Here is a 20,363-nt window from a genome sequence, read left to right on the forward strand (position 1 = left end):
ATAAGCTCTTAGGAGGCTCCTATAAGTTACTGAAGATATACCGTATTGTTTTATCGATTAACAGCAAATTTGGCCGTTTACTATAGCTTTATTCTCATAACAACCATAAAAACTTCGTCTTCGCTGATGATTTTCAGCTGGTGCCGGTTTGGATACAGGAAATGCAGCCGTTTCCGGATATTAAGGAGCCCTATATTACCGAAAGCGGAAGAAGGGGCTTTACTGTTATCTTCCGGCAGTTTGTTATTGGAAATTTTGAAAGTAAATTCATTGTTTCTTGCTTTTGCCGAGATATTGATCCAGCCATCTTCCATCAGTTTACTGATACCATGTTTGAAGGAATTTTCCACTAATGGCAGTATTAACAAAGGCGCCACATTAAATTTGGAAAGGTCGCCGTCTATATCCATGTTTATTTCCAGCTGATTCTGGTATCGTATTTTCTCTAATGATATATAGCGTTGAATCATTTGTATTTCCTTTTCCAGGTTTACTGTAGGCGTATTGCATTCGTAGAGGATGTAACGCAGGATATGCGATAGCTCCAGTACTACAGCGGAAGATTTATCGGATTTACGAAGACTTAACGCATACAGGTTATTGAGGGTGTTGAACAGGAAATGTGGATGGATTTGTGCTTTCAGCAGGTTGAGTGCTATGAGTTTGTTTTTATTCCGGTAGATAAGATAGATAATGAGGCAAACGCTGATCAACGCTATGATGATAATGGATGCCAGCAAAATGAATCTATCTTTCTTTTGCAGTTGCACTTTGTTGTTGCTGATTTGGAGTTGTTGTTCTACCAGGGCTTTTTCTTTCAGCGAGGTTTGGTATTTGATTTCGGTTTCAAGGATAATTTTTTGCGTGCTGCCATTGATGATGGAGTCATTTAGTTGGCTGTATTTTTTCCATAATGCCAGTGCTTCCTCCGGATGGTGAAGTTTTTCATGGATAGATGCTCCCAGCATATACACCTCTTTCAGGTCATTTTTGGGCATCAGGTCCTGTGCGCTGGCAATGGACAGGTCGTAGTATTTTTTTGCGGTATGCGGATCACCGAGGTTATTATAAGAATTGGCAAGGCCATAGTTGGTATAAATTTCAAAATCGGGATCGGGAGCTGACTGCAGAAGATCCGCAGCTTTTTTATAATAATTCATGCCACCCTGGTAATTGGCCGTGCGGTTGCAGATGTCGCCCAGGTTAACGTAGGCATATAATAGCAGGGAATTGTTTTTCAGCTTGCCGGATATGGCGGCTACCTGCAACAGGTGCTGGGTGGCAGTATCATACCGCTCATACAGTACTTCTGCATTGGCCAGGTTTACAATGCTTTTGGCGAGTTGCAGGGAATCCTTTAGCCTGACGGCAATAGCATAGCTTAGTTCTGCATAATAAAGACTATTTTTTTTGTCATGAAGGTCCAGGAAAATGGAAGACAGGTTATTATAAGACCTGCGAAGCCCGGCAGAGTCTTTCAGATTACCCAGTATTTTCAGTGCCTTGATCATGTCTTCCGCAGCGGGTTGTAATTGGCCTAAGCATCGGTGCTGGATAGCAATGTTATTATAGATATGGGCCGTGGAAGAATGATCTTTTAATTGCAGGCTGATGGCGAGCGCCTGTTCGTAGGCTTTCAGCGATTCCTGGTATTGTAAACGCGAGTATAGGTACATGCCATAGCGCTCCAGGTATTGCTGTTTTTGTGAGGGGAGCGCGGCATTAAATTTTTCGCTGGTTTTTTTGAGATACCAGTTGGCGGAATCCAGGTCGTTATTGTCCAGTTTTTCCCGGATACTTAGCAGCCATTTATGAACAAGCAAGGTATCGGAAGCGGTTGTTTGTGCCCATAGTGTGGGCCGCAACAGTAATGCAAATACAAGGATACAGGCTATTCTGATAAAATACATGTTGGCTAAGATAAATGATTCCGATAAAAAAATCAGCTACCAAAGCGGATACTTTTGTAGCTGATTTTGGTACTTATAAAATGCGTACTGCAAATCTTCCAGTGATGCTGGTGATGGTATTAAAGTCCTCCGTGTTTAGCTTGAATGCTCCGGCTGTAAGGACTTTAAATGTTCCGAAACATATTTTTCCATTTGTTCCATCTATCACTAAATTGCCGCCGCTAGTATGGTAGATACGATTCCTATGGGAATCTGGTGTGAAGTAATGGCTTTCGTATTGTGTGGTATCGGGCATAAGCATCTTAAGCGAAAACTCTTTCAATGGTGGCGGTTCGCTTGGATCTTCATTGGGATCAGCCCAGGTCCAGGTACCCGCAAGGCCGGGCCATAGTATGGTAACAAAAGGACGTTTGGCTGAAACACTCTCAACAACATAGTCATCTGTGCCAGGCTTTTGTGTCATTCTACCTGGGAGTTTTAATTCGGGGCCATTGCTTATCCGTAGAAAAATGCCTTCCTCAAAAACGGTGATATGGCAGAACAGTAAGATTTGCGCATCACGTACTTTCAGTTCACAAATTGCGACTGCATGCTCTGTGCCTGCCACACTTGCCGGTGCTATATACACTGCTTTTGAACCTTGTCCTTCTAACACCCCTACCCCTTTGAGTTTCCATTCTTTAATGCGGGAGGCAGACAATTCGTGTCCCTTGCCTATTGGGATCGCTGACGCTACAAGCGGGAGGATTAATTCAGCATCATCTGTAGCCGGTTTTAGGGGTACAAATCTTAAGACCGTAATGCGTCTGTCATCGCTGGTTGGAACAATCGCGTTAATAGGAACAAGACTTAACCATTTCACCAGGCTCCAATCGCTGAAGTGTGTAGTGTTGACCGTTATTTTTTTATGAAGGGTATCGTTTTGTGCATCGGGCAGCATGTACCAGATGTTATCTGTATGTTGATAAGCAATACCGGTGAATAGCGGATTGGCAATTTCATTTGTCTGAGCGGTATAGTCAAAAGTAATTTTCACTGGTTTAGCAAATGTCATGTGCGGCGTGATCCGGAAACCGTCGCCTACCCCTGCTTCCGTGGTATTGGTGATTGGCTGAATGCTAATAGTGGTGGTTTGGGTTAACGCACCAGGCGGAATTTCCACCTTTATCGTGCCGTTGTTGGCGCTGATAGTGCCACCCTGTGCGCCAATAGCTACGGATACCGGGGTGCCTTTAGCAACGCCTATAGTGGTAGCAACCCCTGGTTCGTCAACATCTCCGGGATTCACCGGACCCGGTTTATCTGATGGATTTTTATGGCAGGAGCCCAATAAAAGTAATAGCAGGCATAAGCGCCATATGATGTGGGTAGAATATTTTTTCTTTTTCATACAGGCTGGATTTAACCATACAAAGGTATTTTGACGGCAAGTGAGAGAAATGAGGTGTTGTGCTGAATTTTGTATCTAAGTAGTAATACGGATAAAACACTACATTTGACGACTGAATTTTTGATCTTATGAGATACCCTGTATCAGCAGTGGAAACAATGGATTACCCCGAAGTGGTAGCCGTATGGGAGGCTTCTGTGAGAGCTACCCACGATTTTTTAACCGAAGCAGATATTCAATTCTATAAGCCCCTCATTATGCAGGAATACCTGCAGGTCGTGAACCTGTTTTGCGTGAAGGATGACAACTCCAAAATATCAGGCTTTATTGGCGTGGCAGAACAGAAAGTAGAAATGTTATTCATAGATCCCGCCGCCAGGGGAAAAGGTATTGGCAGCGACTTGATAAAGTATGTAATTAAGCATGAAAACATTAACGCCGTAGACGTAAATGAACAGAACAGTCAGGCGGTAGGATTTTATCAACATATGGGATTTGTTATCACCGGCCGCGCCGCTACAGATGGGATGGGAAAACCATTTCCTATTCTTTTCATGACCTTACAGGAAAAATAGCGAGATGCCCAGGTTGTACCGGGCAGAATACTTATCAAGTTATTCATCTTCTGAAAAATATTCATAATAAAATTAAATAATATTTTATCTTCGTACATGCTTGTACGCTAGATACCAGTACCGGTATTGTTGAAAGTAATTGGACAGTAACAAATAGCTTTCACCCGGATAGAAGAAATGGTAATAGTGTATAGCAGCCAATCCTATACCTGATCAGTAGCATACAAAAAAATACTTCGGAAGAATGTGAATGCCCAATTGTATCCCTTATACACTTATGCCAGGAAGCATGATGGTACTTATTCCCCCGGTGATTGTAACGTTTATCCTGCATGATAAGTTTGTCAGTAGCAACAATAAACAAGTCATACTTAAAACTGGCTGCTTTGGTAGCACCTATAAACATTAAATGAAAACATGAAAAAGCAATTTGTCCTCGCCCTTTCCTCCTTATTCATTACCACATTGGCTGTAGCACAGGAAAAAGCCCTGGTGGGTATTGTACCATTTAAAAATGCTGCCAGCAGTGGTAATAGTCGTGATTACTATGACCGTGATGCCGATAAAGGCAACCGGATTGCCCTGCAAGATGCTGTGGCAGAAGGATTCCTGAACTCAAAAAGATTTTCCCTGGTAGAAAGGGAGAAAATGGATCAGCTGAATTCAGAAAAGAACCTGCAGAAAAGTGAAGACTTTATAGATGGTTCTGTGATTGAACAATCTAAATCACTTGGTGCACAATATGTGGTGTTAGGTAATGTGGCTAAAGCAGGCACCGACAAAAAACAGGGTTACATTCCTTATGTGGGTACTACTACCAGCTATGTAGCGGAAATTTCGTTCAGCATCCGGGTGGTAGATGTAAGTACTGGCGAAATCATTGCCTCCAGCAGCTTTAGCAATTCTGCAAAAGGAAAAAGTGCTTTCGATGATGCGCTGAAAGGTATCCGTCCACAGATTGAAAAATTTGTAAAAGATAACTTCAAAGTGGTGGTGTCCGTTGCTTCTATCGAAGAAAAATCATCCGCAGGAGAGGCCGTTAAAATTCTCATTGCCGGAGGATCCTCTACTGGCGTGAAAGAGAACAATGAGTTTAAAGTATATGAAGAAGTAACAATGGTGGTAGATGGCAAGAAGATGACGAGGAAGAAAGCCATTGGTAAAGTAGTGGTAAGCAAAGTAGAAGATGAAACATTTTCTGTTTGTACAGTAAAAGAAGGCGGCGCCGACATTGCAAAGAAAATAGAAGCGGGTGCAAAAGTTAAATGTGAACTTATAAACGGAATATAATGCGCAAATTTATTACTGCGGTTTCGCTGGCGCTTACTGCTGCTACAGGCTTTGCGCAAACAATACAGACACAGCAAAAAATAATGGTAATTCCTTTTACTAAGGATGGAGAGGATATCAGAACTGTGTTAGACAATGATGTGAACCGGCGTATTGCTATCGCAAAAGTAAAAGAAGGATTAGATGCCAAAGGATTTACTACCGTTGATTTTGTTGGAAAATTGAAAGCGGCGCGTGATAACCAGGTATTTACTTCTGACAACCAAACAGACATCAAATCAAAAATCATTGAATTGGCGGCATGTGATATTTTTATTGTGGCAGAAGTGGATGCACAACAAGACAACCAGGGATCGGGTGTAAACGTCATTCTTACTTCTTACGAAACAGCTACTGGTAACTCACTTGCGAGCAAAGTAGGCAGTTCCGGAAAGTTTTTTACTGCCGACCTGGGAAAACTGACCAACAAGGCGGCGGAGAAATGCATGGACGGATTTGCTGAAGCCATGTTGTTGAAGTTGGCGGATATCGCAAAAAATGGACAGTCAGTGCTGGTAAATTTTTCTTTCGCAGAAAATGCCACCAATAATATGACCTCTAAGGTAAATAACGAGGTGTTGTCTGATGCACTGGAGTTATGGATGTCTGAGCATACAGTGAATGGCAATTATCACATACAAGGCGCTACCAGCCTTAAAATGATATTTGATGATGCCAGGATACCGTTGAAAGATCCCAATAACAACCGGTTTACTGCCAGCAAATTCTCTTTACAACTGATTTCCTATCTTAAGTCATTAGGACTTTCAGCTTCCAGGGACGTGAAAGGAAATACCATTTATATCACTATCAATTAGAAAAATGAAATTATTTTCTTTTAAAGACTGCCTGCTGGTGCTGTTTTCTTTTTTGGGAATGGTAAAGATGGCTGTCGCACAACAAACTGATTTTACACTCGGCGTGGTGCTGCCCGAAGCAACAAACGGACTTTCTCCCGAACAACTACAGAAGCTGTCGAATAAAGTGACGCAAATCATTAATAACTCCGGGGAAGCCATGATGGGGTATACCAATGATTTTGCAGTGTATGCCACGCTGCTGGAGGAAGAAACCGGGATAGTGGAAGGCGGACTGCAAAACCTGACTGTTACCACGGTAGAGTTGTCGCTGGTAATAAAGCAGTATGCAGGGAGTTTGGTATATAATACGTTGTCTAAAAAGCTAAAAGGAAGTGGTAATAATAAAGCATTGGCTATTAGCAATGCTATCAGCCAGATAAAGCCGGCAGATGATAGCTACAAGCAATTTCTTGCCACTGCTAGAACTAAAATTATACAGTACTATACAGCTAATTGCAATAAAATCATTCAGCAGGCTACCACATTGGCCGGGAAGCATGATTACGAGCAATCATTGAGTTTGCTGCAAGCTATCCCATCAACGGTGGGCAGCTGTTATGCTACCGCGCAGGCTAAGTCGCTGGCTATTTACAAAGAAGCGCAGGCGCTTCTTTGCAGCAAAAATATAGCGAGGGCAAAAGCGGCTATTGCCAATAACGATTTTGAGTTGGCAATGACCACATTGGATCAGATTGCACCGGATGCTGCCTGCAATAAGGAAGTGACTGCGCTGATTAAGCAACTGGAAGCAAAGGTAGAGAAGAGAGAACAGCGACAGTATAGTTTACAGGAAAAAAGTATCAATGCGATCCGTGAAATAGGCAAGGCATACTATAGTAGCAGAGCCAGCGCCACCAGGGTTATCGTAAGGTAAATAAATGTGAGCCACTGTCTGATTCAGTTTTCAAAAAAATCGGAAGCAGACAGTGGCTTTTTATAATTGTTGCGCCCTTCGGGGCAGGCGGTTGCCATGAAAATAATAGTAGAATAAACTGCCCCCAAAATACGCCACCACATCCCATACATCACCGGTATACTTTGATGAGTAAAGTGGCAGTAGCCATTCGAAAACAACAGCAGTATATCCGGCAATAAAGAGCAGGTACGGTAACGGATAGGTATATACGTTATTTCGAACAATGTATATGCGGGTAATGGTAAGTGTGATATGCGCCATGGCCGGTATGGCTATGAAGTCGGTCAGGTAGCCATTCAGGATTGGAACAGGCAGCTGCAGGCGTCTGAATCCATGAATCACGATCCACAGCAGGCAGTAAGTAATGAATAGTGGATCAAATAACTTTCTCATGTTATAAAACAAACATAATAGCCCCACCAAGGGTGAGGGTGATCAGCGCAATCATGACTGCGAATAAATAGAATCCACTTTCCTTTAATATTTTTACGGGTACCCCATCTGTTGGTTTGATGGGGAACATGGTACTTCTCAGCCGCTGAAATAAAGACATTTGATCAGCTATTGGATCAGTTGTTTCGTTATTCATTGCCTTGTATTTAGAACAAATGTACTAAATGTTTCTGAAATTAGAACATTTGTTCTAAATTTGAACATGGAAACGAAAGAACGCATCCTGAAAACGGCGCTGGACCTGTACAACCAGCAGGGGATTTATACCATTACCAGCAGGCATATTGCCGCAGAAATGGGTATCAGCGCCGGGAATTTGCATTATCACTTTAAGCATACAGACGAAATCATTCAAACCTTATATAGCCGGTTATCAGCCGATTTTGATGCCATCATGGTAGCGGTGGGGGCTTCAACGGATATTAACCTGGATACGGTACGGAGTTTTGTGAACAGGTCGTTGGAATTGATGTATAAGTATCGTTTTATATTTTTGCATTTTGTGGAGATAGGCATGCGTATTCCCGCTATCAGAAAGGATTATCATGCTTTAACGCAACGGCGGGAAAAGGAGTTCCTGGGCATTTTTGATAAATTTAAAGCGGATGGCATCTTCAGGCCGGATATCCCTGCGGAAGTATTACAATCGCTGGTTACACAGATATTTATTGTGGGAGATTTCTGGCTTTCCAATAATGAGTTAACCGGGAAGCTGAGGGGTAGCAAGGCGATAGCGCATTACAGCCAGGTTTTTGCGGGGATGTTGTATCCTTATTTAACAACAACAGTGCAGCAGGCGATGTATAGCGTCGTAAAGTAATAATGTTAGGTTAGGGTGAGCGTTAATTGTAGCATGCTTGTTACATGCGAAAAATAGAAGAAGGGACAGATTTGCGTCTATCCTTTCTTCTATTAGTGAATATTTTGTGGTGTTAAAAATTAATTATTTCGGAGGGGTTCCATGCGTCCTGTATCTGGACACTGAAACCACTATTCTTTGTATTCCCTGGTGAAGGAGAATACAAACTACCCGTTAGTATGGTTTTAGTATTTTGGGATAGTTGAACATGTATTTCTTTGGTTACAATAACTTTGGTCAGTTTGTCTGGATAAGAAATATTTAAGGTCATATCAGTATCAGTCTGTAATACCAATTCGCTATACACAGATGGGCTTTTTCGTGGTATTGGTAATCTAAATGATGTTGATTTAGATCCATCGTAAAGATTAAAGACAAAACACTCACCTACCACATTTACTGTAATGTTTGAATCTCCTATAGCTGGCGCATCGGTTATATTAACTTCCAGTTGAGACCCCATGCGATTTAAAACCATAGGGAAATTGTTGCTTGATTCATTTGATGAAACCGTTATAGTGCTACTTTTAAAGAAGATATCTGGCCACGCCTTGTCAATGATTGCGTCTGAGCCCTCATAATGAACAGGACGTATCGCTGCCAAAGGGCTGGAACCAAAAATTAAAGAATCAGTACTAGCTGCAATATTTACCTTATACGTGCCCGCAGGTAATGAATCAGTCATGGAACCAAAATTGGGATCTGCCAGCGTTTGATGCTTAAGGGTAATCAGTTCTCCACTAGAATTAAAAATGTAGTAATAAATATCAGAAACCTTGGCGGCAAGCGCTGAATCTCTTGCAAAAGCCGCACTGGTCCTGCCATTAACAAGGGACAACGGCTGTACCTTTTTTATAAATTCGGCTACACTCATTCTGACAGGAAACTTTTCAGCTGCCACAGGGGCTTTAGTAGGGGTATGCTCTTTGCTACAGGCACAAAATAATACGCTTAGCGATATCGCTATCAGCCATTTCATTTTCATAGATAAAAAGTGGTTTAAAGGATTAAAAATTGGATGTTAAAAAATGATAATGAATATAGGTGCACATATATTATACGGGTTACAATACGGGTTAAACAATTCGGCTGTAAATCTACAGTTATTTTATTAACCGCGGAAATTTTCCGGAAATATTTTGAGCTAGTTAAGTGAATAAACAGGAAAGGGCTGACACCGTTAATTAACGGTGGCGCCTATCGTAGAATAATAATAGCCAGGTGTGCCTCCGGAGAACTTTACCGGGCCTTCAATCAATAAAGATTCGTCTGTTGTTTTTATCCGGATTTTCCATTTGTTACTGCTGGGATGGCGGGCTTCCATAAATACGCCTATCCCCTTTTTAAGGGTATCTGTTTTTTGAAAAGTACCTATACCTGAAACATTCCAGCTGGAATTAGCGCCGGTGGTGCCACTACCGTATTTTATTTCATCAAAAGGTATGTCTGTATTGGATTCTAATTCGTATATGATGATGATTTTATCAGGGCTGGTTTGTTGATCTTCTTTCATGCATCCGGTGAAACCAGTCATAAAAATCAGCAGCAGGAGATTTTTTTTCATGTGAGGATATGGTTTTGATACTTGTTTCCTATGTTGATATGTACGTAGAGATGGGGTGGTTAGATTGAGTACATAATCTAAATAAAAAAGGCCTTGGTAACATGCGTTACCAAGGCCTTTTTTATTTAGGTATCCTACTTTATATTAATTACTCCTATGGCTACTCTTGTCTTAGACAAGGCCCTGTCTGTTCTTCCTACCATATACATATCGTTTCCCACAATTGCTCCTAAACGGGGCATGGAAGTGGGAATGTCACTATTGGAGAAAAATACCTTCCTGGTAATTTTTCCGGAAATTTCGTCAATATTTAAAACGAAGCAATCAGATTTGGAGAAACGGAAAATTGGCTTTGCTTTCTGGCCTGCCTGGGTAACAGCAATGTTTTTGCGGTTATCGTTAAACAGTACCTGGATATTTCCATTCGATTGAAGTGCGGCAAAGCCGGAATAATAAGGTCTGCCTCCGTCCATAAAATAAGACGTACTAAATGAAAGCCCGGTTCCGGTAGTACGGGTACCGCCCTGTATTTCTTCACGTTGTTTTTTAGGTATTATTTGCAACCAGCCAATGTTGCCAGATGCATCTACTTTACACATCATCAGGTCGCCAGACAGGTAAACGGAATAGGTAGTTGAGCTCCATTGGCCAGCTGAAGCACCGATACCTCCAACACCGCCAACAGGACCGGGACTATAACTTTGGGTAGTGGTTACGTAATGGTCGTAACGTTCAGCGAGGATAATCAGTCCATTGTCGGCCGTGTAAAAGATTTTCCGAAATTGCATGTACTTCGAAAAACCTTCTCCTTCTGCTTGCATTTTCTTCAGTTCCTCTCTCTTTTTTCTTTCTTCTTTGGTTTCATCTTTGTCAACATCGTCATCATCATCCTGGTCACCAGACAACAGCGAGTTATTGATTTTTTTATCGCTGGTAGATACTACGCTTCCATCAGCCACATTGATTCTTTGCACCAGTAATCCGTCAATTGTTTTGCCTTTTTTTACGTTGCTGTAAAATCCTGCCAGTACGAGATCTTTATTTTTTTCCTGTATCAGTTTGGTGTTGGTGAGCCATTTTCCGTTGATGCCGGTATTGATCTCTGCTTTTTGTTTTCCTTTATCGTTGTAAATACGAATATTGTAGTTGGTGAAGTCGAGAAATTTGTCCTTTTTCTTTTTGCCTTCTTCATATTCGTACATACGTCCTACCAATACCACACTGCGATCGCTGGTATACAACAGATCTTCCAGTTCATATTTCTTACGCTCAAACTCGTTCCTGAGAATAAGTGGTTTGGCGGTAGCTTTCAAATTCTTATCCAGTTCCTGGATCTTGTATTCATTTCTTTCGGTACCTTCTGTGCTGCTTACAATGAGTATTTTTGTGCTATCCACATTGTAGTCAATCTTGAAGTTAACATCATCACTTTTTTCATTCAGTTGGAAAACGGTAGTTTGTTTCCAGTCGCCGGCAAGTTCTCCGGAGCTTTTATCTATTGGTGCGGCATAAAGCGTGAGTGTTTTTTCCCGTTTGCTGTAATCAGATGCAAACAGGAATAACTTCTCCTGGAAAGCAAAGAGTTGTTCAAATTCCTTCCCTTTCAATTCTTTGTTAAAGTCGTTGCGATAAACTTCCGCTAAATTCTTATCTACTTTTACAAGTGTGGCAGATTCTCTGAAGCTGGCACCCACTACAAAGTAGCTTTTCATAGCCAGGTGGCCTTCCTGGAGATAAGCGCCGGTATTGTCTGCAGATATTACTTTCAGGTCGGTACTGCCTTTGCGAAGTCTAAAGTCTTCTCCCCACTGAATAGAAGGGGTTTGTGCCATGGCTGTAAAGCCAAGAATTGCTAAGCACAGGGTTAGGTAAACGCGTTTCATTTAAAACTATTTTTGATATAAGGATTACAAAACTAAAATAATACTATTTTATAAAGATATCTATTTAGATAGATATCTGGCGTGTTTGTTTGCCTCCGATAAAGGTAGCCACTACAATGAAAAGCGCTGATAACATTAGTTATCAGCGCTGAAATATTTGCTATCTAACATGAATACTTTAGCAGGTAATTATTAAAACTCCGCATAAATGCTATCCGCTCTCCAGGTTGATTCTAAATCAACGTTTGCGCCGGATCCGGGAACGTTGAAAAGATAGCCGGATAAGGTAGTTTTTCTGTTAGCCTCCAGGGTAACATTTCGTATATCTTTCCGGGCAACCCCCGCATTGCCTGTATCAATAGCGTATAGAATAGGAGTGATTTTTAACGTGCCTGTGTTTAAAACATATGTTTCAAACTGAAAGTTGGGCTTCCCTTTCGCAGCATCCGGAACGGGGATAGTATAGGGTAAGTAAAAAACTTCGTTTTTCTTGCCATAGCTGATGCCTGTTTCAAAGTGAAAATATGCCGGCAGATAAGATGTTCCCACCACCTGAGAATCAGGGATCATCACCATCTGGATATAACGGATAGTGTATGGCATATTATCTTTGATGTTAATTTTTAATTTAGATACTATTCTCTTCAGGGTGAATTGCTGATTGACTGCGTCGTCAACACTGACTTCTATTTTTTTATAGAATACGTCTGTACCTGGCGGATTAGCTGCGCTGAAACCGTAGTTAAGGTCGTATAATGGTGGTATTGGACTGTTGGGATCATATATCACCGGCGGGCTAAAAACAGAGTCTTTACTGGCAGTAACAGTAATGACATATTTGCCCGCTGGTAGTGTGTCCCGGATTAAGCCAAAGGAGCTGTCCTGGCATTTTTGATAAATGGATCTTACCTTAAGATGCGTATCTGCGTCAAATACACTATACAGAAGATAGTGGATAGATTTAGCCAGTGAGTCAGCAGGTGTCCTTGTCATATTGCGGGCCACTACACTACTTCGGCTTAAATCATCAATATCCTGGGAGAAACCGGTAACACTAAACTGGACGGGAAATTTCTTTGACGTGTCAGGCTTGCCGGGAGGATTTTCAATACTAATGTTTTTACTACAGGCGGTCAAAAGGAGAACGGCCAAAATAATGGCAATGGTGTGTTTCATAAAGATAATTAAGAATGGTTAAAATTGAATCCGGATTAACGTAATAGGTTTTTCAGTTGCACAAGTTAAATTAATTTCCCGGAGCTGTTATAGGATGAACATATGGTGGGGTTGATTGATGTTAATTCAGGATAACTGAATGACAACAAAAAAGCCCTGATAACTTGCGTTACCAGAGCTTTAAAGCTTGCGGAGAAGAAGGGATTCGAACCCTTGATAGGCTTTCACCTATACACACTTTCCAGGCGTGCCAGTTCAACCACTCCTGCACTTCTCCGTGATTATCTTTTCTGAACTAAAATGGAACGGTTGTTTTCCAATTCAGGGTTGCAAAGATAATCCTTTAGTTTATATTTCAAAACTTTTTATTTACTGTCATATAATTTCCAGATTCCTGCTCCAAGAAGCCCGCCCACAATAGGTCCTACAATAAATACCCATAGGTTGCTAAGGGCCTGACCGCCCACAAAGATGGCAGGTCCGATACTACGTGCCGGGTTTACGGATACGCCGGTAACTGGAATACCTACAATGTGGATCATTGTCAGGCATAAACCGATGGCTAACCCTGCAAAAGCGGTATTACCATTGTTTTTGCTGGTGGCTCCATGCACTACCACGAGGAAAATAGTGGTTAAAATGATTTCGGCTACCAGGCCACTGATGAGAGAGTAATGGTCTGGTGATCCCTGTTCTACCCCATTTGCACCCAGGCCATTGGCCGCAAGGGAATAATCAGCCTTGCCCTGGGCTACAAAGTAAAGTAACGCAGAAGCCACAATAGCTCCCAGGATTTGGGCCACAATGTACGCTCCCGCATCTTTACCGGATATTTTACCGGTAGCGGCCAGAGAGATGGTAATGGCCGGATTAAGATGGCAACCGGAAATATGACCTACTGCATAAGCCATGACTACTACCGATAAACCAAATGCAAAAGCAATACCCAGGAATCCCACATGCGTGCCGGCTAACACCGCACTGCCACAACCCATAAATACTAAAACAAAGGTGCCAAAAAATTCTGCAATACATTTCTGTGATAATGAAACCGCCATAGAAAGACAAATTTTGTGGTGAATAGAAATCGGGGAATGTGAAATTGGTGATAACTAAATTTACCTTAAATATTCAAGATAAAAAAAAGCGGGAAGCTCAACTAAAGTGCTTCCCGCTTTGTATAACGTTGAAAAAAGGGTTAGTAAACTTCAATAGGTGTTAACTCTCCACGCAGCGACGTTTCTATCATCTTCTTCGTTTCTGCTGGTGATAACCCCTGCCCCAATACAAACATCAGTTTAGTAACGGCGGCTTCAAAGGTCATGTCATGGCCACTTACAACACCCATTTCCATGAGTTGCTGGCTGGTTTCATATTTTCCCAGTTCAACCGAACCTCCATCACATTGTGTGATATCCACTACTACTACGCCGTTGTCGATTACCTTTTTAATGCTTTCAATAAACCAGGATTGTGTGCTGGTGTTACCGCTACCAAAGGTTTCCATAATGACGCCTTTCAGGCCGGATACGCTCAACGTTGCTTCTACAGCCCGCCTGGTGATGCCTGGAAATAACTTCAGCACCGTAATATTTGTTTCCAGTTCTTTATGCACCTTCAGTGGTTTTACTGGTGGGGGTAAAATGAACTGGTGCTTAAACTTAATATCAATGCCCGCTTCCGCCAGTTGCGGATAATTCATGGTGTAGAATGCCTCGAACTTTTCTGCGTTATATTTTTTAGAGCGATTACCTCTGAACAGGGAGAAGTCGAAGTAAATACATACTTCTGGTACCATGGATACCGTAGTGCCATTATGCCTGCTGCAGGCTATTTCCATGGCAGTGATAATGTTTTCCTTGGCATCCGTACGTATTTTGCCGATAGGTAACTGGGAGCCGGTTAAGATCACCGGTTTCGACAGATTCTCCAACATGAAACTCAGTGCGGAAGCGGTAAAAGCCATGGTATCGGAACCATGCAAAATAACAAATCCATCATACCGGTCGTACCGGTCTTCAATGATACTGGCCAGTTCTACCCATATCTCTGGCTGCATATCTGATGAATCTATGGGAGGATTAAATGCGTACACATAAAAATCGATCCCCATCCGGTATAGTTCCGGTAAATTATTCCGTATCTCGTTGAATCCGATTGGGCGCAGTGCTTTGGTCTTATCATCATAGATCATACCCACAGTACCGCCCGTGTAAATAATCAATATTTTGCTCATTGTGCTAGTAGCCATTGCCTGCAAAGGTATTACCTAAACAGTTAGAGCGTTTTGAATAATTTCCGGGCATTGCTGCTTGTTATATCTGCTACGTCTGCTATTTTTAGATTTTTTATATCTGCCACCTTTTCTCCTGCCAGCGGGAGGTAGGCGCTTTCATTACGTTTTCCCCGGTAAGGTACCGGCGCCAGGTAGGGTGCATCTGTTTCCAGTACAATGTGCGCCAGGTCTATTTCTTCCAAAAGCTTGTCCAGTCCGGATTTTTTAAAGGTGACTACCCCACCGATGCCCAGGTAAAAGCCCAGGTCAATGATTTCCTTTGCCTCTTCCAGCGTACCGGAAAAGCAGTGAAATACGCCACTGAGGCGGCCATCCTGTAATGCTTTTACTTCGTTGATACATTCCCGTGTGGCTTCCCGGCTATGGATAGATACGGGTAACTGGTACTCCCTGGCCAGCAGGAGCTGTTCCTGGAAGGCCTGGTACTGCTGGGTTAACAACGATTTATCCCAGTAAAAATCCAGCCCTATTTCCCCGATTGCTTTGAAGCTGCGTTGTTGTAGCCAGGCTTTCACCAGGTTTAACTGGGAGGTAACGTCTTCTTTTACATAACAGGGATGTATCCCCATCATGGCATAAATATGTTCCGGATGCCGGGCTTCCAGTGCCAGCATACCTGCTATGGAGTCTTCATCAATATTGGGCAAAAACAGCTGGGTTACCCCTGCGGCGATGGCGCGCGCTACCATGTCTTCCCGGTCAGCCTCAAATTCCTCTGAATACAGGTGGGTATGGGTGTCTATCCAGTGCATAATAATTTATTTATTGAATTTGTAATTTCTTTAATATTTAAAGGATATCTTTATATCGCAAAGGTAAAGACCGAAAAACCTAATTGCTAATAAAACCTAAACTATGAAAAGCTATTTCAGTACAAATCGTGTGCTGGCGTGGACCATCACCGGTGTGGCCGTAGCCACTATTTTCTTTGCATGCAAGAAAGAAGTAACCACAGACACTGCCCCCAACAACGAATCCGACAACAAAACCATGGGAGCGGTACAACATGAGGCCGCCGCAAGCGCCATGTACAATGATTGGTTTGAAACAGCCACCACTGTAGGCATTTCCCAGGGGATGAATGGCCGTCAGGCTACCCCAGGTACTACTACCGCGGATGCTCCTTCCTGCCCATCTGCAGAACTGTTGGATGCTACCGGTAATACCTGGCCTAAACGGGTGGTGATCAATTTTGGAGCATCCTGCCTTAGCAGGGACGGTGTTTATCGCAGCGGTACGCTGAGAGTCATTTTTTCCGGTCCGCTCTTTAAACCAGCTTCTACTATCGTCATTGAGTCATCTGACTACAAAGTTAACGGCAAAGCAGTGGCCGGTCGTTTCGTTATCAGCAATGCCAGCTATAGTGCTGCTACTGGTATCCAGTACACCGCGGAATTAACCAATGGTAAAGTAACCCTGAACGATTCCACCGTGGTGAACTATGCTTATAAAAAGACGGTGAAGCAAATAGCTGGTTTTGACCTCACCACTCCTTTCCTGAACCCCTCTGACGATGTGTACAGTATTGATGGTACTGCCTCACTCAGCTATGAGAAAGGCCCGGTAACAGGTGTTACTGCTACCTTTACCACAGTAGAATCACTGATAAAAATGTGGAACTGCCAGTATATTTCCAAGGGTAAACTGAAGGTGGATTTCAATAATATCACCGGTGTAATTAACTATGGAGATGGGGTATGCGATAACCTGGCTACTATTACGGTAGGCGATAAAGCAAAAGAAATTAAACTGTAATCATTACTTTATATAAAAAGAAGAAGGGCCGATACCAACCGTATCGGCCCTTCTTCTTTTATACGATAGCTGCCAGCTCGTATTTTTGTTTCCTGCAATACTCCAGCACACGTGGGAGCGCGTATTCCAGCCGGTCCCAGGCTTTGGCACTGTCGTGAAATACCACGATAGACCCCGGCTGTAATTTAAATACTACATTTTGCACACAGGCTTCTCCATTCAGGTCTGTATCAAAATCGCCACTCAGCAAATCCCACATTATAATTTTAGCCCCTGGCAGCTTGTTCTTTATTTGCCGGATCTGGAAAGGGGTAATCCGGCCATAAGGAGGTCTGAACAAAGGAGACGCAATATATTGAGAAGCTTCCAACACATTTTCTATATACTCCTGGGTACTGGTTTTCCATCCATTGAGATGATTATGGGTATGATTACCAGTTGCATGGCCCGCTTCCAGGATCTGTTGATAAATAGCCGGATATTCCAATACATTTTTACCGATACAAAAAAAAGTGGCCTTCGCATCATATTTAGCCAGTTGTTCCAGCACAAAAGGCGTAGCCTTTGGATGGGGGCCGTCATCAAAAGTGAGGTATACTTTGTTGCCGGCCGGCGACATATTCCAGACACAACTACTATACAGGGCTTTCAGGATCCCGGGTGTTTTAGTAAGATAGAACATAGCGTATATGATGCTTGATAATGCAATATACTCAATGTGTGAAAGCGATAAGACGTATTAAAAAATTTTAATTTACTGCATATCCCTGGTATTCACACCTGATAGCTAAACACTAAATCCTTATCTTTGCCGCCTATGGAACACAAAAAAGTAAGAGTGCGTTTTGCGCCCAGTCCTACTGGTGGCCTACATCTTGGAGGTGTACGCACTGTATTGTTCAACTATTTATTTGCCAAACAGCACAAAGGCGATTTTGTGCTGCGTATTGAAGATACCGACCAAACCCGCTTTGTAGCCGGCGCGGAAGAATACATCAGCGAATGTTTGAGCTGGTGCGGCCTTACGCCGGACGAAAGCCCTGCAGTAGGTGGTCCGTATGGTCCTTATCGCCAGAGTGAGCGTAAACCGTTATACCGCCAGTATGCTGAGCAACTGGTAGCATCCGGTCATGCTTACTATGCATTCGATACCCCTGAGGAACTGGACAATATGCGCCAAACGCTGAAAACGCCGGAAAATCCTTCTCCACAATACAATCATGTGGTAAGGGAAAAAATGCGTAACTCCCTCACCCTGCCGGATGCAGAAGTACAGGAGCTGCTGACAAAAAACACCCCGCACGTCATCCGTATTAATATGCCTGCAAATGAAGAGCTCACCTTTACCGACATGGTTCGGGGCGAGGTAACTTTTCATACCTCACAGGTAGATGATAAAGTATTGCTGAAAGCAGACGGTATGCCTACTTACCACCTCGCCGTGGTAGTAGATGATTACCTGATGAAAATCACCCACGCCTTCCGTGGAGAAGAATGGTTGCCATCCGCACCCGTTCACCTCCTCCTCTGGAAATACCTGGGCTGGCAGGCTGATATGCCGCAATGGGCGCATCTGCCACTGATCCTGAAACCCGATGGTAATGGTAAACTCAGCAAACGCGACGGAGATCGTTTAGGCTTCCCCGTATATGCCATGAACTGGACAGATCCAGCGACTGGCGACCTCACTAAAGGTTTCCGTGAAAGAGGCTTCCTGCCGGAAGCTTTCATCAACATGCTGGCTATGCTGGGCTGGAATGACGGCACCGAACAGGAAATATTCTCCCTGGAAGAACTGATTCAGAAGTTCTCTATGGAGCGTGTACACAAAGCAGGCGCTAAATTCGATTACGAAAAAGCCAAATGGTTTAACCACCAGTATATTCATCATAAAGACAATGAAACCCTCGCCACCCTTTTCCTGCCGGTCCTGGCGGAAAAAGGCATCAGCGCAGATCCTGCTTATGTAGCTACTGTAGCAGGACTGGTAAAGGAGCGTTGCTACTTCGTGAATGAAATATGGGACCATGGTTTCTTTTTCTTCCAGGGGCCTGAAAGCTATGATGAAGCTGCCGTGAAACCAAAGTGGAATGCAGATAAAGAAGCGTTCTTCACGGCCTGGTCTGCTCAGTTGGAATCCCTCGCTACTGCTACCGCGGCGGATCTGGAAGCTGCTTTCAAAGCATTGGCGGCTGAAAAGAACCTGAAAATGGGAGATGTGCAACTGCCTTTTCGTATCATGCTGACGGGCGGTAAATTCGGACCTCCGGTATTTGATATCGTGGCTACACTGGGTATTGCGGAAACACGCAACAGAATAGCAAAAGGGGTGGACGCGTTTAAGTAGAATTGTTAATTGTTATATAGATAAAGGCTAGGCGATGAGAATCGTTTAGCCTTTGTTGTTTTTCCATGTTTTTAGAGGTTCGTTGGCGCTGATTAAATCAAAGTCGCTGTCATTGTGTACCAGTTCCAGATCAAAACGTATAGCATAGTAAGCAATTAGACAATCATTACTTTTACGAATGGTGACACCTTTTTTGCGAAGTCTTCGAAACAATGAGCTTGCTCCAATCGCCCCTGTCATGTGGGGTAATTCTAATCTTGTATGCCACCGCAGAACCTCTACAATCTTTTTATGTTGGTTATCTTCTCTTACCCCTTGTAGAAATTCCTGGAGAATAACAGGAACAAGCGGGATCTCGAACTTATGTTCGAGATAATACTTTAAGAGTGTTGTTTGTGGGGTATTCTTTCTGTTGATAAAGTCAACCCAAACTGACGTGTCAAAGATAAGTGGTGGGTTCATGCTCCTCTCATTTCATTTAAGTCGCCATCCCAATGAATTTTTCCTTTGAGGTTCAATAGTTGTCTGTTTTTAACTCCGACAATATACTCCCTTAAAGCCTTGTTGAGTACTTCCTCATAAGTCTTTCCCTTATTAAGTTTCATTGCTTCTTTGATCAACTCAGGGTCTAAATTCGCAATAGTTGCCTGAGGGATATTAGGTCTTACTTTTGCCATAAAGAATGGTTTTATTACAAATAAAATTACAAATATTATACACACCAAACGTTCGATAATACTGTTAGCCCTTGATCTAATTTTGACGAAAATCAATTTCGTTTTTACAAAATGAAATGCACGGAATCATAGACTCCGTGCATCATCTAAATAGTCATCCCAAAAAGTAATTTCCCCAGGTAATGCTAAGAATTTTTTTTGACTGATACCCATAATAAGCTTTTCCAGCGCCATATTTACCACTTGTTTCCTTGTCTTCGCTTTGCTAAGGCGCATAGCTTCTTTTATAAGCCTGTTGTTTAAATCGATAGTTGTGTTTGCCATAAAAAATATTTTAAACACTACCTCTATACACAAAAGAAAGCCGGACAGT

The 20,363-nt window shown here is 42.6% G+C and carries 22 protein-coding genes and 1 tRNA gene; 7 read left to right on the forward strand and 16 right to left on the reverse strand.

What is annotated here, in order from left to right; genetic code table 11:
* Positions 1-80 precede the first annotated feature (80 nt).
* Both AC5ZC7_RS31820 and AC5ZC7_RS31825 read right to left on the reverse strand, forming a co-directional pair.
* Positions 81-1,910, reverse strand: a complete 1,830-nt coding sequence (locus AC5ZC7_RS31820; RefSeq protein WP_496161342.1) for a histidine kinase — start codon at positions 1,908-1,910, stop codon at positions 81-83.
* Positions 1,911-1,983: 73 nt separating this feature from the next.
* Positions 1,984-3,300 (reverse strand): hypothetical protein, encoded by a 1,317-nt coding sequence (locus AC5ZC7_RS31825; RefSeq protein WP_496161341.1) that lies wholly within the window; start codon positions 3,298-3,300, stop codon positions 1,984-1,986.
* Between the two features lie 128 nt (positions 3,301-3,428).
* Here AC5ZC7_RS31825 and AC5ZC7_RS31830 point away from each other — a divergent pair, with 128 nt between their 5' ends.
* From AC5ZC7_RS31830 to AC5ZC7_RS31845, 4 genes are all read left to right on the forward strand, one after another.
* Entirely contained in the window at positions 3,429-3,875 is a 447-nt protein-coding gene (locus AC5ZC7_RS31830; protein WP_496161340.1) for a GNAT family N-acetyltransferase, read from the forward strand.
* 417 nt (positions 3,876-4,292) lie between these two features.
* Positions 4,293-5,165 (forward strand): CsgG/HfaB family protein, encoded by an 873-nt coding sequence (locus AC5ZC7_RS31835; RefSeq protein WP_496161339.1) that lies wholly within the window; start codon positions 4,293-4,295, stop codon positions 5,163-5,165.
* Positions 5,165-6,022: a DUF6175 family protein gene (locus tag AC5ZC7_RS31840; RefSeq protein WP_496161338.1), complete on the forward strand. Its 858-nt coding sequence runs from the start codon at positions 5,165-5,167 to the stop codon at positions 6,020-6,022. Before AC5ZC7_RS31835 ends, AC5ZC7_RS31840 begins: the two co-directional genes overlap by 1 nt.
* A 4-nt stretch (positions 6,023-6,026) precedes the next feature.
* Positions 6,027-6,938, forward strand: coding sequence for a hypothetical protein (locus AC5ZC7_RS31845; RefSeq protein ID WP_496161337.1), 912 nt, complete (start codon positions 6,027-6,029; stop codon positions 6,936-6,938).
* 60 nt (positions 6,939-6,998) lie between these two features.
* Here the strand turns inward: AC5ZC7_RS31845 and AC5ZC7_RS31850 are convergent, their stop codons facing one another.
* Positions 6,999-7,373 carry a hypothetical protein gene (locus AC5ZC7_RS31850; RefSeq protein WP_496161336.1) on the reverse strand — a complete coding sequence of 125 codons (375 nt, stop codon included), beginning with the start codon at positions 7,371-7,373 and terminating at the stop codon, positions 6,999-7,001.
* Position 7,374: 1 nt separating this feature from the next.
* Positions 7,375-7,569, reverse strand: coding sequence for a hypothetical protein (locus AC5ZC7_RS31855; RefSeq protein ID WP_496161335.1), 195 nt, complete (start codon positions 7,567-7,569; stop codon positions 7,375-7,377).
* A 66-nt stretch (positions 7,570-7,635) separates the two neighbouring features.
* On the opposite strand from AC5ZC7_RS31855, the gene AC5ZC7_RS31860 reads away from it, so the two are divergent.
* Positions 7,636-8,253: a TetR/AcrR family transcriptional regulator gene (locus AC5ZC7_RS31860; RefSeq protein ID WP_496161334.1), complete on the forward strand. Its 618-nt coding sequence runs from the start codon at positions 7,636-7,638 to the stop codon at positions 8,251-8,253.
* A 112-nt stretch (positions 8,254-8,365) separates the two neighbouring features.
* Here AC5ZC7_RS31860 and AC5ZC7_RS31865 read toward each other — a convergent pair whose 3' ends face one another.
* The 8 genes from AC5ZC7_RS31865 to AC5ZC7_RS31900 all read right to left on the reverse strand — a co-directional run bounded on the left by AC5ZC7_RS31865 (position 8,366) and on the right by AC5ZC7_RS31900 (position 15,963).
* Positions 8,366-9,277 carry a hypothetical protein gene (locus tag AC5ZC7_RS31865; RefSeq protein ID WP_496161333.1) on the reverse strand — a complete coding sequence of 304 codons (912 nt, stop codon included), beginning with the start codon at positions 9,275-9,277 and terminating at the stop codon, positions 8,366-8,368.
* A gap of 195 nt (positions 9,278-9,472) precedes the next feature.
* Positions 9,473-9,856, reverse strand: coding sequence for a hypothetical protein (locus AC5ZC7_RS31870; protein WP_496161332.1), 384 nt, complete (start codon positions 9,854-9,856; stop codon positions 9,473-9,475).
* A gap of 134 nt (positions 9,857-9,990) precedes the next feature.
* Positions 9,991-11,739: a hypothetical protein gene (locus AC5ZC7_RS31875; protein WP_496161331.1), complete on the reverse strand. Its 1,749-nt coding sequence runs from the start codon at positions 11,737-11,739 to the stop codon at positions 9,991-9,993.
* A 192-nt stretch (positions 11,740-11,931) separates the two neighbouring features.
* Entirely contained in the window at positions 11,932-12,915 is a 984-nt protein-coding gene (locus AC5ZC7_RS31880) for a DUF6562 domain-containing protein (protein ID WP_496161330.1), read from the reverse strand.
* A 190-nt stretch (positions 12,916-13,105) separates the two neighbouring features.
* Positions 13,106-13,192 (reverse strand) — tRNA-Ser (locus AC5ZC7_RS31885).
* Positions 13,193-13,280: 88 nt separating this feature from the next.
* A complete protein-coding gene (gene aqpZ / locus AC5ZC7_RS31890) occupies positions 13,281-13,973 on the reverse strand; it encodes an aquaporin Z (RefSeq protein WP_496161329.1) in 693 nt (230 codons plus the stop codon).
* Between the two features lie 140 nt (positions 13,974-14,113).
* Entirely contained in the window at positions 14,114-15,166 is a 1,053-nt protein-coding gene (locus AC5ZC7_RS31895) for a type I asparaginase (RefSeq protein ID WP_496161328.1), read from the reverse strand.
* Positions 15,167-15,192: 26 nt separating this feature from the next.
* Positions 15,193-15,963 (reverse strand): TatD family hydrolase, encoded by a 771-nt coding sequence (locus tag AC5ZC7_RS31900; protein ID WP_496161327.1) that lies wholly within the window; start codon positions 15,961-15,963, stop codon positions 15,193-15,195.
* A gap of 103 nt (positions 15,964-16,066) precedes the next feature.
* Here AC5ZC7_RS31900 and AC5ZC7_RS31905 point away from each other — a divergent pair, with 103 nt between their 5' ends.
* On the forward strand, positions 16,067-16,966 hold the full coding sequence (locus AC5ZC7_RS31905) for a hypothetical protein (protein WP_496161326.1): 900 nt from the start codon (positions 16,067-16,069) through the stop codon (positions 16,964-16,966).
* A gap of 58 nt (positions 16,967-17,024) precedes the next feature.
* Here the strand turns inward: AC5ZC7_RS31905 and AC5ZC7_RS31910 are convergent, their stop codons facing one another.
* On the reverse strand, positions 17,025-17,648 hold the full coding sequence (locus AC5ZC7_RS31910; RefSeq protein ID WP_496161325.1) for a polysaccharide deacetylase family protein: 624 nt from the start codon (positions 17,646-17,648) through the stop codon (positions 17,025-17,027).
* A gap of 135 nt (positions 17,649-17,783) precedes the next feature.
* Here AC5ZC7_RS31910 and gltX point away from each other — a divergent pair, with 135 nt between their 5' ends.
* Positions 17,784-19,313, forward strand: a complete 1,530-nt coding sequence (gltX, locus tag AC5ZC7_RS31915; protein WP_496161324.1) for a glutamate--tRNA ligase — start codon at positions 17,784-17,786, stop codon at positions 19,311-19,313.
* A gap of 45 nt (positions 19,314-19,358) precedes the next feature.
* On the opposite strand, the gene vapC is transcribed toward gltX, so the two are convergent.
* From vapC to AC5ZC7_RS31930, 3 genes are all read right to left on the reverse strand, one after another.
* The gene (gene vapC / locus AC5ZC7_RS31920; RefSeq protein ID WP_496161323.1) at positions 19,359-19,775 is read right to left on the reverse strand and encodes a type II toxin-antitoxin system VapC family toxin; all 417 of its coding nucleotides are present in this window, start codon (positions 19,773-19,775) and stop codon (positions 19,359-19,361) included.
* Positions 19,772-19,990 carry a type II toxin-antitoxin system VapB family antitoxin gene (locus AC5ZC7_RS31925; RefSeq protein WP_291920325.1) on the reverse strand — a complete coding sequence of 73 codons (219 nt, stop codon included), beginning with the start codon at positions 19,988-19,990 and terminating at the stop codon, positions 19,772-19,774. Before AC5ZC7_RS31925 ends, vapC begins: the two co-directional genes overlap by 4 nt.
* A 126-nt stretch (positions 19,991-20,116) precedes the next feature.
* Entirely contained in the window at positions 20,117-20,314 is a 198-nt protein-coding gene (locus AC5ZC7_RS31930) for a type II toxin-antitoxin system VapB family antitoxin (protein ID WP_496161322.1), read from the reverse strand.
* Between the last annotated feature and the right edge of the window lie 49 nt (positions 20,315-20,363).

Source organism: Chitinophaga sp. 9-1-y (assembly GCF_059511905.2).